This is a genomic window from Haematobacter sp. (assembly GCF_032102465.1).
Classification (GTDB): Bacteria; Pseudomonadota; Alphaproteobacteria; order Rhodobacterales; family Rhodobacteraceae; genus Haematobacter.
In genome coordinates, this window is the sequence record NZ_DAMDHB010000006.1 from 87,094 (window position 1) to 102,430 (window position 15,337).

10 protein-coding genes are annotated in these 15,337 nt (G+C 65.0%); 4 read left to right on the forward strand and 6 right to left on the reverse strand.

Annotated elements, in window-relative coordinates; translation table 11 throughout:
* Positions 1–15 precede the first annotated feature (15 nt).
* Positions 16–1,161, reverse strand: coding sequence for a TAXI family TRAP transporter solute-binding subunit (locus RT513_RS06265; protein ID WP_088215450.1), 1,146 nt, complete (start codon positions 1,159–1,161; stop codon positions 16–18).
* Between the two features lie 148 nt (positions 1,162–1,309).
* On the opposite strand from RT513_RS06265, the gene RT513_RS06270 reads away from it, so the two are divergent.
* Positions 1,310–2,218: a LysR family transcriptional regulator gene (locus RT513_RS06270; RefSeq protein ID WP_088215451.1), complete on the forward strand. Its 909-nt coding sequence runs from the start codon at positions 1,310–1,312 to the stop codon at positions 2,216–2,218.
* Between the two features lie 60 nt (positions 2,219–2,278).
* Here the strand turns inward: RT513_RS06270 and RT513_RS06275 are convergent, their stop codons facing one another.
* The 5 genes from RT513_RS06275 to RT513_RS06295 form a co-directional block, all read right to left on the reverse strand.
* Positions 2,279–3,202: an SDR family NAD(P)-dependent oxidoreductase gene (locus tag RT513_RS06275; RefSeq protein WP_290690397.1), complete on the reverse strand. Its 924-nt coding sequence runs from the start codon at positions 3,200–3,202 to the stop codon at positions 2,279–2,281.
* Positions 3,203–3,819: 617 nt separating this feature from the next.
* The gene (locus RT513_RS06280; protein WP_290690555.1) at positions 3,820–5,949 is read right to left on the reverse strand and encodes an acetate--CoA ligase family protein; all 2,130 of its coding nucleotides are present in this window, start codon (positions 5,947–5,949) and stop codon (positions 3,820–3,822) included.
* Between the two features lie 2 nt (positions 5,950–5,951).
* On the reverse strand, positions 5,952–7,103 hold the full coding sequence (locus tag RT513_RS06285) for a thiolase (protein ID WP_290690394.1): 1,152 nt from the start codon (positions 7,101–7,103) through the stop codon (positions 5,952–5,954).
* A gap of 3 nt (positions 7,104–7,106) precedes the next feature.
* A complete protein-coding gene (locus RT513_RS06290; RefSeq protein ID WP_256947307.1) occupies positions 7,107–7,481 on the reverse strand; it encodes a Zn-ribbon domain-containing OB-fold protein in 375 nt (124 codons plus the stop codon).
* Positions 7,482–7,743: 262 nt separating this feature from the next.
* Entirely contained in the window at positions 7,744–9,138 is a 1,395-nt protein-coding gene (locus tag RT513_RS06295; RefSeq protein ID WP_290690389.1) for an MmgE/PrpD family protein, read from the reverse strand.
* An 862-nt stretch (positions 9,139–10,000) separates the two neighbouring features.
* Here RT513_RS06295 and RT513_RS06300 point away from each other — a divergent pair.
* From RT513_RS06300 to RT513_RS06310, 3 genes are all read left to right on the forward strand, one after another.
* The gene (locus RT513_RS06300) at positions 10,001–11,809 is read left to right on the forward strand and encodes an SLC13 family permease (protein ID WP_290690386.1); all 1,809 of its coding nucleotides are present in this window, start codon (positions 10,001–10,003) and stop codon (positions 11,807–11,809) included.
* Positions 11,810–11,825: 16 nt separating this feature from the next.
* Positions 11,826–13,622 (forward strand): SLC13 family permease, encoded by a 1,797-nt coding sequence (locus tag RT513_RS06305; RefSeq protein WP_290690383.1) that lies wholly within the window; start codon positions 11,826–11,828, stop codon positions 13,620–13,622.
* 82 nt (positions 13,623–13,704) lie between these two features.
* Positions 13,705–15,081: a M20/M25/M40 family metallo-hydrolase gene (locus RT513_RS06310; protein ID WP_290690380.1), complete on the forward strand. Its 1,377-nt coding sequence runs from the start codon at positions 13,705–13,707 to the stop codon at positions 15,079–15,081.
* Positions 15,082–15,337 lie beyond the last annotated feature (256 nt).

The window sequence follows — 15,337 nt, forward strand, 5'->3', positions numbered from 1 at the left end:
CCGACGCTTCTGCGATCAGTTGCTCAGGGTGGCCACGACTTCGGCCCGGCGTTTCAGCCAGGCGTCCGCGAACTCCCCGGCCGCCATATCCTTGTGCTCCGGCAGGAAGGTGGCCCAGGCGGCGGTGAGCGCATTCATCCGCGCAAGACGCTGGTCGTTCCACTTCTGGTTTTCTTCGGTCCAGATGCCCTTTTCGCGCAGGTATCGGATCGCGCCCTCATGGAAGGGAATATCGACAGGCGGCTGCCCCGAGATGTGCAGATCCCACCGGTTCATCGTCGCCGTGGCGTCCTTGTAGGTGCCGAAGGTCTCATCCAGCGCCTTGATGAAGGCATAGACCTCGTCATCCGACTTTTCGGCCAGAGAGACGATGACAGGATACCGGTAGGAGGTCATCCAGACCTTCTCGCCGTCCTTGAGACCCGCGGCGATGCTCTCCTCGAACGGTCCCATCATGGGCGAGACCTCCTTCAGCCGCGCCCAGCCCTCGGTATTGGAAGGATCGACCGCAACCCAGTGCAGGCCGCGCGGCGACTCCGCGAGTTCGTAAAGCTGGCTGACCGTGGCGGTGGTGCAGGTGGCGTCGGACTCCCCCTTGGTCATGGAAGCCATTGCCGCGGAATAGGTCGGGAACATCACGACCTTCACGTCGTCGAGCGTGAGATTACCGAAGGCGAGAATGCCCTCGCATTTGGTGTTGAGGGACGGGTTGCCCGCAACCAGCGCGATCCGCTTGCCTTTTGCGTCGCTGACGGTCTCGATCCCCGCATCCGCCGCCGCAACCATGGAAAAGGAGGCGGGCCGGCCCGCGACGGTGCGGAGGCTCCTCGGACCCCAGTCGGGCGTTGCGAAATCGTATATACCCTCGGAAACAAAAAAGGATTCCGTGGACAGGAAACCGAAGTCCGCTCTGCCCATCAATACCGGCTGCAACCTGCCGATACCGCTGCCCGACGGCTGGATCCTTACCTTTGTGCCGTATTTCTGCCCAAGCGCATCCGCGATGGCGGAGGCTTCGGAATAGCCGGCGGACCCCACGTCGTAGGATGACCAGATCATCGTCCGCGGCAACTCCTGAGCCGAGGCCGCCGCAGCGAGAGCCAACGGGACAAGCGCAGACAACCCGCTGCGCAAGATGCGCAGAACCGGTGAAGCGTTCATTTTGATTTCCCCCAAATGAGCGGGACACGCAGGTGCAGGACGCCGCGCAACCCCCCTCGATCTCCTCCACTTGCCACGCTGTCTTGTACGGACCTATGTTTCAAGTGCGTTGAAAACATAACTGCCATAAGGAACCGGCATCTTGGACATGCGTCAGCTGCGCAGCTTTGTGCAGATCGTCGAGCTTGGCAGCATCACCGCCGCGGCAGAGCGGTTGCAGATTGCCCAACCCGCTCTCAGTCGGCAGGTTCAGGCGTTGGAGGAGGAGCTGGGCGTGCGCCTGCTCAGCCGGCACGGACGCGGGGTGATTGCGACGGAGGAAGGGCAGACGCTGGCAGATCGCGCGCGCAAGGTGCTCGATGACGTCGAGCTCATGGTGCAGGATATAACCGCGCGGGATCACCGGCTGCGGGGGACAATCACGCTGGGTCTGCCGCCCACCGTGGCAGAGGTTCTGGCCACCCCGCTGGTGGCTGAAACCCTGCGGCTCTACCCGGAGGTCAAGCTGCGTATCACCACCGGCTTTTCGGGGCATGTTCAGGACTGGCTTCAACGCGGCACCATCGACATAGGCGTGACCTATCAGGGCGCGAAGGTTCCGCTGGTGAAGGTGCAGCCCCTGCTGGTGGAGCGGCTGTTCCTGATCCAGCCACCGGGAAGCCCGCAGGCGCCTGTTCCGCTGCGGGAAGCTCTCGCCTCGACAGCGATCCTGCCCAGCCCCGACCACGGGCTGCGCAAGCTGATCGATCAGGCCGCGCTGCAGAATGGCGTGCCGCTCAACATCGCGCTGGAGATCGATATCCTGCCCACCCTTCTCGCCTTTGTGGAGCGCGGGGCCGGCAGCACCATCCTGCCGCTAGTCAGCGTCTTCCCGCTTGTGCAGGCCGGTCGCCTCGTGGCCAGACCGATAGAGGCGCCGGCCCTCGGCCGCATGCTGGTGATCTGGACATCGCTGAACCGGCAGCCCAGCCGCCTCATGGGGCCGTTCACCGAGATGCTGAACAACACCGTCCGCGACCTGGTCACCTCCGGCGAGTGGCCTGGCACGACCCTCTGACGAGGGCCAGCGTGCATGGCCTCACCACCCCGCCTGAGGCGATCGGTCAGCCGCGCTTGGCTAGATGGGATCCCAGGAAAAGACCTCGGGGCTGCGTTCCGCGGCGACCAAACCGCCCCGCATCGCGGGCATGGCGCGTTCGGCAATGGTTTCCGGCGTCCAGCCTTCGGCGGAATGGACGCTCCGCACCGGCCGCATCGCGCTGAACAGGAAAAGCTCGTTCATCCGGCTGGCAAACACCTGTCCCGTGATCCCTTCCGCGGCTGCCGAGGCGAGAAAGACCACAAGCGGCGCATTCGTCTCCGGCGTCATCAGCTTCATCCGGTCAACCCTTACCTGCTGCTCGGGGCTGTCCACGCGGATGGAGGACGTCATCCGGCTCCAGGCGAAGGGGGCCACGCAGTTGGAGCGCACACCGAACCGCGCCATGTCCAGCGAGATGGACCGTGACAGGCCGACGATGCCCAGCTTGGCGGCGGAATAATTCGCCTGTCCGAAATTGCCGATGAGCCCCGACGTGCTGGTCATATGCACATAGGCGCCGCTTCCCTGCATCCGAAAGGGTTCGGCGGCGGCACGGCTCATGTAGAAACTGCCGTTCAGATGGACGCTTATGACAGCCTCCCAATCGGCGGGCTCCATCTTGTAGAAGATGACGTCCCGCAGAATGCCCGCGTTGTTGACCACCACGTCAAGCTGTCCGAAATGATCCATGGCCATTTCAACCGTGCGCCGTGCCGCGCCCCATTCCGACACGCTCTCGGTGCTGATGATCGCCGCGCCACCCATGGCCTCGATCATCGCCTTGGTCTCCTCCGCCGGCGCGGAGGAGCGTTCGCCCGTCCCGCCCAGCGAGACGCCGATATCGTTGATGACCACTTTCGCGCCCGCGCGAGCGAATTCGAGCGCGATGCCGCGCCCGATCCCCCCGCCTGCGCCCGTGACGATCGCAACCTTGTCGCGCAACCCCAGATCCACCGTCATCGTCTTTTCCTCCCTCGTTCCAGCGGTCAATCTCAATGATCGGGCACCTGTCGGGCCACGATGTTCCTCTGTATCTCCGACGGTCTCCGTAGCTCGAACCGGGCCGGTAGGCGTGACGGGAAAACCGCTGCGGCTTCCGGCAACCGCCTCAGAAGATCGCCCCGGACGACCGCTCCATGATCCGGTCGCGGACCGTCCAATAAAGGCGCGGCCATTTGACCTTCAGCATGGAGTAGCCCGGCCCCGGCTTCGCTCCGCTTCACGCGATCCGTGACTGGGGCAGAGATGGCCTCGTGATCCATGCGCCGTTCGTTCAGCACGGGCGTAAGTCCTGCCCGCCCTGATAATCGGCCAGCCGTCACGGTGACTGAGCGCGCCTTGGGCCTGCTGGCGGGCAGTGTCGCCAATCGCCGCTGCCGAGACGCTCCCAGCGCGCCGCGTGGCAAGGATCCCGGCCGCACGACCCAAGCGCGGTGCTGCCCTGAAAACCGCCCTCGGTTGGGTCGACTGATCCGCGATCCTGAGATCGTCGAGCCTCATCGCAAAACTGCGGAGAAGCCGGGCGGAAACGGCGCGCACCTCAAGACTGCCCCGGGCCATCAGCCGGTCGTCATCGGTCATTTCTCTCCGTCTTCCATACCGTCTTCCGCGACCTCCACCACGGCATCCAGCGCCCAGGCGCCATCGGGCCGGGCGAGCACGGGATTGAGATCGACGGAGAGAAGCCGAGGCCCCGCGGCCACGGCAAAGGCGGACAGACGCGACAGGATCGCCGCCAGCGCATCCAGATCCACCGGAGGCCGGTTGCGGGCGCCGGTCAACAATGGCGCGGAGCGGATCGACAGGATCATCTCCCGCGCCGCGGCCTCGTCGAAAGGACAGGGGCGCAGCACGATATCCTTCAGAACCTCAACAAAGATACCGCCCAGCCCAAAGGCGGCCACGGGGCCGAAGGTGGGATCGCGGCTGATGCCCATGAAGCACTCGACCCCGCCCGTGAGCTGCCGCGCGACCAGCATCCCCGCGATCCGCGCATCGGGCGCGGCGCGGCCGACGTCGGAGAGAATGCCGCGATAGGCCGCTCGCACCGCCTCGCCGTCGGCGAGACCGAGCCGCACGCCGCCGATGTCGGATTTGTGCAGGATATCGGGCGAGACGATCTTCAGAACCACCGGAAAGCCCAGGTCATCCGCCGCCGCCACTGCCTCTTCGACGGAATTGACAATCCGTTCCGGCGCGGCGGGAATGCCGGCGGCGGTCAGGATACGCTTGGCCTCATGCTCGTCCGGCGTATGCTCGGGGAGCGTGACGTCCGGCAGCGCGGGCAGGGTTTGCGCTTGCGGCCCGCGCATCTCCCCGACCCGCCCCATGGCGGCGATGGCCTTGACCGCCCGTCCCGGATCGGCAAAGCAGAGATAGCCCGCGTCCTCATAGGCCCGGCGGACCTCCTCCGGTCCCAGTAGGCAGAGGGCGAGCAGCCGGTCCGGGAAGTCCGCGCGGATCCGGCGCAATGTTTCGAGCAGACGGGGCGCAAGCGATGCTCCGCCCGCGACATAGGTCAGAAAACACAGCACCGAACGGTAGCCGCCGTCCTGCAAGGCCGAACGGGCGAAGGTCTCGAACAGCGATAGATCGTTCAGCGCCTGTGCGGTGCAGTCGAGCGGGTTGCCCGGCGCGCCATAGGGCAGCACCTCCCGAAGGCGGTCCTGCGCGGCGGGCGGCATCGGAGGCATCGGCAGGCCTGCCAGTTCAGCCTCGTCCGCGGCGACGATACCTGCCCCGCCGCTTATCGTGATGATCCCGAGCGTGTTCTCCCGCGGAAAGATACGCGCCCGCGCCGCATAGGCAAAATCCAGCATCTCGTCGGTATCGCGTACCCGGATCACGCCGTGATCCGCCAGCACCGCATCGGCTACCGCGTCATCGCCCGCGAGGGAAGCGGTATGCGAGGCCGCAGCCGACGCTCCGAGCTGACTGCGCCCCGATTTCAGCATGAAGACCGGCTTGCCCGCCGCGCGCGCGGCATCGAGCGCGGCCAGCAGGCGGGCAGGATCGTTGAAGCCTTCCTGATAGGCGCAGATGACATCGACCGCATCGCTGCCCGCCATCCAGCCTATCGCGTCGGCCACCGTCACATCCGCTTCGTTGCCCGTGGTGACGAGCACCGAAGCCCCGATCCCGCGTTCCCGCGCGAGAACGGAGAGATGCGCCCCGAATGCCCCCGACTGGCTTGCGATGCCGACCCGGCCCGGCAGCGGCAAGGCAAGCTCCAGCGAGGAGGAGAAGGTTCCGAAATATCCCGTCGCGAGGTTGTAAACGCCAAGCGTGTTCGGGCCGAGCACACGCATCCCATGACGGGCGGCGATGGCGAGCACCTCCTCCTGCGCGCGCCGCCCCACCTCTCCGGTTTCGGCAAACCCTGCGGAGAACAGCGTGACGGCCCGGCAGCCGCGCCGTCCGAGCGCCTCGACCACGCCGGGCGCATGTTGGGCGGCGACCGCGACGATCCCGGCCTCCGGCGCCTCGGGGAGGGAGGCGACATCGGGGTGGCAGACCAGCCCCTGCACCATGCTCCGCCCGGAATTCACCGGAAGCAGCCGCCCCTGATACCCCGCCTGAAGCATCGCAGCTATCGGCCGCCCGCCGATCCGCGTCGGATCGTCCGAAGCCCCAATGATCGCGACGGAGCGGGGCGACAACAATGCATCGAGCGCTGCAAAATCGTAATTCATCGCAAGATCGCGCATGGTCACACCACCGCTTCCGACCCAAGGAAGGCGGTCACCTGGCTGGAGAGCGTTCCGCCATTGCCGTGCAACAGGGCGATATCGGCGCGCTCTAGCTGCCGCTCGCCCGCCTCGCGCCGGATCTGCGCCACGCTCTCCGCGATCAGGAACATGCCGTACATGCCCGGATGCACGCAGGACAACCCGCCGCCATTGGTGTTCACCGCAAGCTCCCCGCCCGGGGCGATACGCCCATCCTGCACGAAGCGCCCGCCCTCCCCCTTGGGACAGAAGCCGAGGTCTTCCAGAAACAGGATCGTGTTGATGGTGAAGGCGTCATAGAGCATCAGCAGATCGACATCCGACCGATCCACCCCCGCCATCTCGAACGCCCGCGGCCCGCTGTCGGAGGCTGCGGTCACCGTCAGATCCGGCATGGACTGGATCGAGCGGTGCCAGCTCGCCCCCGCCGCTCCAAGGAAATAGACCGGCGGTTTCGGAAAATCCTTTGCCCGCTCGGCCCGGACGAGGATGCAGGCCGCCGCCCCGTCCGTCACGAGACAGCAGTCCCCCGTGCTGAGCGGATCGCTGACCATGCGCTTGGCCAGCACATCCTCCCGGCTGAGCGGACCCCGCGCGAACGCGTCCGGGTTCATGTTGGCCCAGCCCCGCGCCGCCACGGCAACATCGGCCAGCATCTCCCGCGTCGTTCCGAACTGGTGCATGTGCCGGCTCGTCGCGAGCGCATAGGCGGTGATCGGGTGGCGCGGGTGATACGGGACCTCGTGCCACTGGGGTTCGGACATCGACACCAGCCGCCCGCCCGCCGTGCGCTGATTGGAGCCGTAGCAGATCAGCGCCGCATCGCAGAGCCCCGCCTCCAGAGCGAGCGAGGCTTGCAGCAGGTGCATCTCGAAACTCGAACCGCCAACGTTGGTGCCGTCGAAATACTTCGGTTTCAGCCCGAGATATTCCGACACGCTCAGCGTGGGAAAGGCGTGACTGCTCGTCGCGGCAAAGACCGCATCGATATCGGAGAGGCGCATGCCCGCATCCGCCAGAGCGGCGTGGACGGATTGGCCGAGCAGCTCCATCGCCGAATAGCCCGGCGCCTCGCCCAGCCCGGCGGTGCCCATGCCGACGATGGCGGTCTTGCCGCGAAGGGAATGTGCCATGCGTTATTCCTCCAGCTCGAAGACCACGCGCGGAGGCTCGCCCGTCTCGATACGCGCCTTGACGCGGGCGCCGATGGGGGCGGTCTCAACCCCGGCGATGGTTGCCATCATCCGGGGGCCTTCCTCCAGATCGACGAGGGCGATGTTGGAGGCCCCCTCGCGGGTGCGGTTGACGGTGATGGCGTAAATGGTGCCCCGACCCGTAGCCTCCACCCATTCGAGATCATCCTCCCCGGCGGGGGAGAGTACCCGGGGGTAGAACACATGCTCCCCCGTCGCCCGTGCCCGCTGGATCATGAACTTTCCCCGAGCGAGAAAAGCCTCATAGATCGCCTGCGGGCCGTTGGCATCCACCCCCGGTCGCATAAGCTTGTTCATCGAAATCCCTCCATCCCGCCACCATGCTCGCGCAAGTAGTGCTTCCCCAACAAATGCATGTTTTTGCTATCAGTGATGCCGGGGAAGCATTGCCACGCGCGCTCATGGCGTGCCGGGGGTGTCCGCCGATATGCCCGCACGCCATTCGGAAGGACGGGAGGTGTGCCAATCGGCGAACGCTCTCGTCACGCCTTTCGGCGCGAGCATCTCCAGCGGCTCTCCCGAAAGACGTGCCGTGCGAGGATGCCCGCTCGATGCGGGGTCAGACGCGGCCGGCGTCCAGAGCTGTCAGGTGCCCGCGCACGGAAACGGCGGTTTCCAAACCCCGCAGATGGGCAAGCCAGGTATCGCTGTCGGCATTGAGGACGGGCCTTGCCAGCGCGCGGAACTTCGCAGCCATCGCCGTGTCATCGGGGAAGGTCTCGGGCTCACCGGAGGGATCGGGCACGCGCAGCTCATGGTGCTCGCCCCGGGCCTCTACCCGCAGGGTCGCGCCGAACGGGTGGCGCAGGCCTTCAAGGCTGCTGTCCTGCCACACATCGACGCGGGCGGCGATTGCCTCGGCCTCCGGCGTGCCGAGCAGATCGTAATCATCCCAGCCGAACCGCTGCCGGAGCAGGGCGACCGCCGCGGCGAAGGGCATGGAGAACTGACCCTCCACGATGCTCCGCGCCTGCCGCTTCGCCTCGATCGGCGCGCCCACGAGCGTGATGCCGTTGCGGTGCAACCCGACGGAGATCCCAGCGACCTCCTCCGCCTTCCAGCCGTGTTGTCTCTGCAGGGCGAGCAGCCCATCCACCGCGGCATGGGTATAGCGACAGGCGGGATAGGGCTTTACCCCGATGCGTAGCGTTTCCCAGATTTCGCCGAGTCCCGCAGTGGCCTTTTCGGGATGCGGATCATCCGTATAGCCGGCGAGCAGGCCCATGCGCCCCTCGATCGGTGCCTGCGAGCCGACGAAACCCTCCTGGGCCATGGTCGCCGCCATGAGCCCCTTCATCGCTGCCTCGCCCACCTGATACCGCTTGTTCCAGGCGCCGTTTTCAAGAAACTGCAATGAACCGGAAGCCTGGCTCGCCGCAATGCCGAAGGCGGCGGACATTCTTTCCGGGTCCAGACCGAAGATGTGACCCGCCGCCGCCGCCGCCCCGAAGACGCCAGCCGTCGCCGTAGGGTGAAAGCCGCGCGCATAATGCGCCGTTGGATCCAGCGCCATGCCCAGCCTGCAACACACCTCGAAACCGACAACAATCGCTTCCAGAAGCGCCTCGCCGGAAGCATCGGTGAGTTCCGCCGCCGCGAGGGCCGCCGGGACCACCGGCGCGCTCGGATGCAGCGAACTGTCTGAATGGGTGTCGTCGAAATCGAGGGAATGGCCAAACGTGCCGTTCAGCAACGCCGCTGCCGCCGCCCCGTAGCGACGGTTCAGGCCAAACACGGTGCAGGGCCCGCTTCCCGCCATGCCGAGCCGCTCGACCATGGCCAGAACGGCGGGACTGGACTCCGCCTCTCCCGCCGCGCGGAGGATCGAGCCGACAAGATCGGTGGTGAGCGCCAGCGCCCGCCGGGGAACCTCCGGCGGCATGTCCTTCCACGACGTCAGCGCGGCAAAGCGGGCCAGCGTCCCGGTGATGTCGCTCGCGGTTTCCCGTTCCATCTTCATTCCCCCCACCCTCTCCCAAAGGCTCCGCAAGGTCGTCCACCAAACAGGTCTGTGGCGCGACGCCCCACTGAAGTGCCCCTTCGGCCCTGGCTTCCGCAGGAGCGCAGGTAGGGCGCCACACCACGTGTTTCAGCCAGTCCGACTTGGCACCACCGGAAAATGAGCATTTTGACGCACAATGGAAAATGCCGATTTGTTACTACAGGTATTGCAGGATCACATGACCCCGGCTTTGCCACCGCCCCCGGCGCCTGACATGGTTCACCTATGCACCGCCCTCTAGCAGGCTGCTGAAAAAGGTTTTTTGGCCTGTGTTGGAACGGAAATCGTTCGCAATCTGACGAAATCCAGCCGGAAATCCATATATACTGCCGGGCGTTTCCGGGCCGATTTTCCGATTTCCGGCGCATAAGCATGACATTTCAGGACTTTTAGCAGCCTGCTAGTCGCCCCGGTGGATGGCCGGATACGCCGTTTTTGTCCAACGCACGGATCATGGGGAGCAGCACACGACAGCCTTGGATACACGTTGTGGTTGTGGGGCGGGCGTCAGTAGCAGGACAAAACCGGTTGTCCCGTGCCTTGGATCATACCCCATGTTTCCGATTCGGAAACTCGCCGTCGCGAGGAAATCGGAACCAAACGCAAGGAAAATGGCTGCTTGCTGCATTGAGCGGGGCGGAATAAGGTGCATTCATAACTGCCGTGCCCTCTATTTCGTGCAGGCGGATATGGCGCGATCCATTTTCCCGTTTCGCCATTCCAGTAATGCACGCTCGAATAAAGGTTGCACAAAGCCGACCGAATTCGCTCTCGCGCCTGATCCCGATTAAAGTCTCTATTGAGGTGCACTTTCGTGTCCGATATCTGGATTGTCTTTGCGATCATCGCTGCCGTGATCGTTCTTTTCGTCTGGGACAGGCTTCCGGTCATCATCGTCTGCATCGGTTGCGCGCTCGCTCTCTGGGCGACGGGCATCCTGACGATCGGGCAGAGTCTTGCGGGATTTGGCGACCCCGCCACAATCTTCGTTGCCTCGCTTTTCGTCGTCAGCGCGGGCATGGAGCGTTCGGGGGTTACGGCCTGGGTCGGGCAAATGCTGATCGACAAGTCCGGCAACAGCCGGGTGCGGTTGATCGTGTTCATGACCCTTTCCGTGGCGGTTCTCAGCGCGCTGATCAGTGTGAACGGGGCAGTCGCCGCACTTCTGCCGGTCGTCGTGGTGCTCGCCGTCCGGCTGGGACGCGCGCCGGGGCGACTGTTGATGCCCTTGGTTTTTGGCGCACATTCCGGCTCGATGCTGCTGCTGACAGGGACGCCCGTGAACGTGTTGATCTCCGAGGCGCTCGCCGATTTCGAAGGCCGGAGCTTCGGATATTTCGAATTCGCGCTCGTGGGGATTCCGCTGGTGCTGGGCGGCGTGCTGATTTCGGTGCTGCTGGGGGAAAGGCTCCTGCCCGCCCGGTCCAGCAAGACATTGCCCACCGATCTGAGCCGGCACGCCTCGACGCTGGTTGAGCAATACCGGCTGTCGTCCGAAGTGCAGACGCTGCGCATCCGGGAGGACTCTCCGCTCGTGGGAACGAGCCGTCGCGCTCTCGACCTGTCCGACCGGGAGGGGCTGGCGCTCGTTTCGGTTACCCCGGGAGGGGAAGGCACGTCCGGGCAGCGCGCACAACTCAACGCCGGGGATATCGTCGTCGTGCGGGGGGAAAGCGCGGCCGTGGGCGAATTCGCGCAGGAACTCGGGCTGGTCATGGTCGATGCCGTCAGCGCGGACGAGACGACAAACACCTTGTTCAACCGGAATTCGGCGCTGGCGGAAGTGGTCATCAAGCCGCGCTCTCCGCTGATCGGCGAACGCTTCTTTCCCGGAATGGTCACGCCGAGCGGCGACCTCATCGTGCTGGCGATCCAGCGGCAGGGGAAGGATCTCACCTCGGGAGACCAGCTGGCCTCCGGCGACACGCTGCTTCTTCAGGGAACGTGGGAGGCGATGGAAACCCGGCTGGAGCCCGCCGAGGTTCTGGTCGTCGATTCCCCCGAACTCGTCCGCCGTCAGGCCCTCCCCATGGGGCCGGGGGCGCAGACGACGCTGCTGATCCTGGCGGGAATGGTGATCCTTCTTGCGACCGGGCTGGTGCCGCCGGCTGTCGCCGGTCTTCTGGCCGCGGGCGCCTTCGTGCTCACCGGCATCCTCAGCGTCGATCAGGTCTATCGGTCGATCAGCTGGACGACGGTGATCCTCGTCGGCGCGATGATGCCGCTGTCGGTAGCAATCCAGCAGACCGGCGCGGCACAGTTGCTGGCCGAGAAGCTGGTGGCGGTGGTCGGGCAATCCGAGCCGCGTATGCTGCTGGCGGGGCTGTTCGTGCTGACAGCCATTCTCGGGCAGGTCATCTCCAACACGGCAACGGCGCTGATCATCATTCCCATCGCGGTCGTCACGGCAAAGCAGATGGGCATATCTCCTGAACCTGTCCTGATGTCGGTGGGCGTGGCGGCGGCGGCCTCCTTCCTGACGCCGGTCGCCACGCCCACCAACCTCATGGTCATGGAGCCTGGCAGCTACAAGTTTACCGATTACTGGAAGTTCGGACTGCCTTTCATGCTGTGGTTCTTTGTGGTGGCGGTGTTCTGGGTGCCCGTGATCTGGAGCTTTTGAAGAACGACGTGACAAGATGAGTGACATTTCGCTCCTTCTTCTGATCGTTCTTGCTACGATCGGCCTGTTCATCTTGAACAGGTTGCCTCTGGTCGTGGTCGCGATGGGCAGTGCGCTGTCGCTCTACCTCACGGGTATCCTGTCGCTCGACCACATCTTTGTCGGGTTCGGCGACCCGGTGGTGGTGTTCGTCGCCGCTCTTTTCATTGTCACCGCCGGGCTTGAGGCCACAGGCGTCACCGCCTGGATGGGCCAGCAGTTCGAGCGCCTGGTGGCAGGGAGCTCCAGACGGCTTCTGGTTATCGGGATGCTGGCCGTTGCCGCGCTTTGCCCGCTGATCAATTCCAGCGGGGCCATCGGCACCCTCATGCCGGTCGTCATGCTCATCGCCGTCCGACTGCGCGAGCAGCCGTCGCAATTCCTGCTGCCGATGGCGTTTTCCTCCGGCGCGGGATCGCATCTGGCACTGACCGGGGCGCCCAAGAATGTTCTGATCGCGAATTCGGCGCTCGACTATACCGGCCACGCGATAGGCTTCTTTGAATTTGCATGGGCCGGGGTGCCGCTTCTTGCCGGCACGATCGTGATCGTTCTGCTGCTGCGATCCCGGCTGGTTCCCGCCCGTATCGCGCCACGCCTGCCGCGCGATCTGAGACGCCATGCCGAAACGCTCGTGCAGCAGTACAGGCTCACCAGCGATACGTTCGTTCTTGGTCCGGTGCGAGGCTCCGCGCTTGCGGGAACGCGGGTGGAGGAGCTTCCGCTGGAAGGAGGGCTGCGGCTGATCTCCGTCATCGGACCGGCCGGGACGCCCCGGCGAAGGGAAGCACTGCGGGCCAGCGATCGTCTCGTGGTGCGCGGTTCGTCCGAGAAGGCCCATGATTTCGCCAGCCGGCAGGGGCTGAAAGTCGTTGCTCTTTCCGGGGCGGAGGCGGCGGGCGGGCTCATTGACCGCTCAACAGGCGTGGTGGAAGCGGTGATACCGCTGCGGTCTTCCCTGATCGGGCAGCCCATATTTCCCGGAATGGTCATCACGCCCGGGGATCTGGTGGTCATGGCGATTCAGCGGCACGGCGAAAACCTGATCGGGGAGGTGACGCTGCATGCGGGCGACCACCTGCTGATCCAGGGACCGTGGACCGCCCTGCGGCAATACGAGGCGCGGGAGGGTGTGCTGATCGTGGACCGGTCGGACTCCGTGCGGCGGCAGCTTGTGCCTTTGGGTGTCGGCGCGAATGCCATGCTGCTGATCGTGGCGGCCATGGTCATCGCCATCGCCTCCGGGGCTCTGGCCCCTTCGGTGGCGGCGGTACTGGCCGCTGGCGCTATCCTGCTTCTGAACCTGCTGAGCGTGGAGGACGCGTTCCGGGCGATCAACTGGACCACCGTCGTCCTGATTGCGGCGATGTTTCCGCTCTCCGCCGCTTTGGTGGAGACGGGGGCCGCGCAGCTTATCGCCCATCATGTCGTCGAGGTTGTCGGCGCCGCCTCCCCCCGGTTGCTTCTGGCCATGATCTTCATTCTGGCGGTAGTCATGGGGATCGTGGTGTCCAACACCGCCACGACAATGATCCTGCTGCCGGTCGCCGTGATGGCGGCCAATGCCTTCGGTGTGTCGCCGCTCCCCGCAATAATGGCGCTCAGCGTGGCGACCTCGGCATCGTTCCTGACGCCGGTGTCCACCACATCGAACACCATGGTCATGGGTCCGGCGGGGTACAGATTCAGTGACTACTGGCCGCTCGGTCTGCCATTGACCGTTTGGTATTTCGTTGTGGCAGTCTGGCTGGTGCCGCTTATCTGGCCCTTCTGATCGATTGCCGCTTTCCGCTGTTCTTCCATCGCGGGTGCACCACGCGCCTGAACATTGCAGATAAAGGGAAGGAGCTTCTCAAATGAGTGAACTGGATTCCGTTCTTGCCCATATCGACGCTGACATTGACAATGCGATCGCACGCCTGTTCGACACGCTGCGTCTGAAATCCATCTCCACCGACCCGGCCTATGACGCGGAGACACGGGCCTGTGCCGAGTGGCATGCCGCGGATCTCGCCTCCATCGGGTTCGAAGCGAGCGTGCGCGACACCGCCGGGCACCCGATGGTTGTCGGGCATGACCGGGGGGCCAGCGGCACCTCTGTGCTCTTTTACGGGCATTACGACGTGCAGCCCGTCGATCCGCTCGATCTCTGGGATCACGACCCGTTCGCGCCCTCCATCGAAACGCGTGCGGACGGATCGAAATTCATCGTCGGCCGCGGTGCTGCGGACGACAAGGGGCAGCTCATGACCTTTGTGGAAGCCTGCCGTGCGTGGAAGGCCGTCACGGGCAAGCTTCCGATCGCCGTCACCATCCTTCTGGAAGGGGAGGAGGAATCAGGAGGCGTGAACCTTCCGCCGTTCCTCGACGCCAATGCCGACGAATTGCGTGCGGATGTCGCGATGATCTGCGACACCAACATGTGGGACAAGGAGACCCCGGCGATCACCACCTCGCTTCGCGGCCTTTGTGGTGAGGAGATCATCATCCACGCCGCCGATCGTGACCTGCATTCGGGCTTCTACGGGTCGGCGGCCGCCAATCCGAACCATGTGCTGGCCCGTATTCTCGCCGATCTGCGTGATGAAAGCGGCCGCATCACGCTGCCTGGATTCTACGACGGAGTGCCTGAACTTCCCGAGGCTTTGCGGGAGAGCTGGGCAAAGCTGGACTTCTCCGAGAAAGATTTTCTCGGCGAAGTCGGGCTCTCGGTGCCCGCCGGAGAGAAGGGACGCTCCGTGCTGGAGATGGTCTGGTCCCGCCCGACGTGCGAGGTCAACGGGATGGGGGGCGGCTATCAGGGCGCGGGCTTCAAAACCGTGATCCCGGCGATGGCGTCCGCCAAGATCTCCTTCCGGCTGGTGTTCGATCAGGATCCGCACAAGGTGCGCGACGCATTCCGCGCCTTCGTCAACGCCCGCATTCCCGCCGATTGCCGTGTCGAGTTCATAGAGCATGGAGCGGGCCGCGCGGTGGCCTTCGATACCTCGGCGCCGGTGTTCCAGAGCACGCTGACCGCGCTCAGCGAGGAATGGGGAAAGGACGCGGCCTTTGTTGGCGGGGGCGGATCGATCCCGGTGACCACCATGATCAAGGAGCGGATGGGTATGGATGTGGTGATGGCCGGCTTTGGCCTGAGCGACGACCGGATCCACAGCCCCAATGAAAAGTATGAGCTGGTGAGCTTCCACAAGGGCATCCGTTCGTGGGCGCGCATTCTCGCGGCGCTTTAAAAGTCCCGGCGCCGCGGCCGGCACGCGGGACTTCAACCGCGTGCCGGCCGCTGTCGCAAGTCGCCCGGTTCGGGTAACATTGCACCTATGTTCGCCGTCCCGGAGGCCCGATCATCCGAAAGCTTGGACTTGTCCTGTCGTTCTGCGTCGCGCTGTGCAGTTGTGCGCCACGGGGGACGATCACGATATCGCCCGAAGCCGCCCGGACGGGCGAGGTCACGGAGGTGTTGGTCGCGACGAGCCGCAGGCCCACCGC

Bases quoted from the DNA above. Each gene is read 5' to 3' on its own strand.
- RT513_RS06265 (WP_088215450.1), bottom strand. From the start codon at position 1,161: ATGAACGCTTCACCGGTTCTGCGCATCTTGCGCAGCGGGTTGTCTGCG.
- RT513_RS06270 (WP_088215451.1), top strand. From the start codon at position 1,310: ATGCGTCAGCTGCGCAGCTTTGTGCAGATCGTCGAGCTTGGCAGCATC.
- RT513_RS06275 (WP_290690397.1), bottom strand. From the start codon at position 3,202: ATGACGGTGGATCTGGGGTTGCGCGACAAGGTTGCGATCGTCACGGGC.
- RT513_RS06280 (WP_290690555.1), bottom strand. From the start codon at position 5,949: ATGCGCGATCTTGCGATGAATTACGATTTTGCAGCGCTCGATGCATTG.
- RT513_RS06285 (WP_290690394.1), bottom strand. From the start codon at position 7,103: ATGGCACATTCCCTTCGCGGCAAGACCGCCATCGTCGGCATGGGCACC.
- RT513_RS06290 (WP_256947307.1), bottom strand. From the start codon at position 7,481: ATGAACAAGCTTATGCGACCGGGGGTGGATGCCAACGGCCCGCAGGCG.
- RT513_RS06295 (WP_290690389.1), bottom strand. From the start codon at position 9,138: ATGGAACGGGAAACCGCGAGCGACATCACCGGGACGCTGGCCCGCTTT.
- RT513_RS06305 (WP_290690383.1), top strand. From the start codon at position 11,826: ATGAGTGACATTTCGCTCCTTCTTCTGATCGTTCTTGCTACGATCGGC.
- RT513_RS06310 (WP_290690380.1), top strand. From the start codon at position 13,705: ATGAGTGAACTGGATTCCGTTCTTGCCCATATCGACGCTGACATTGAC.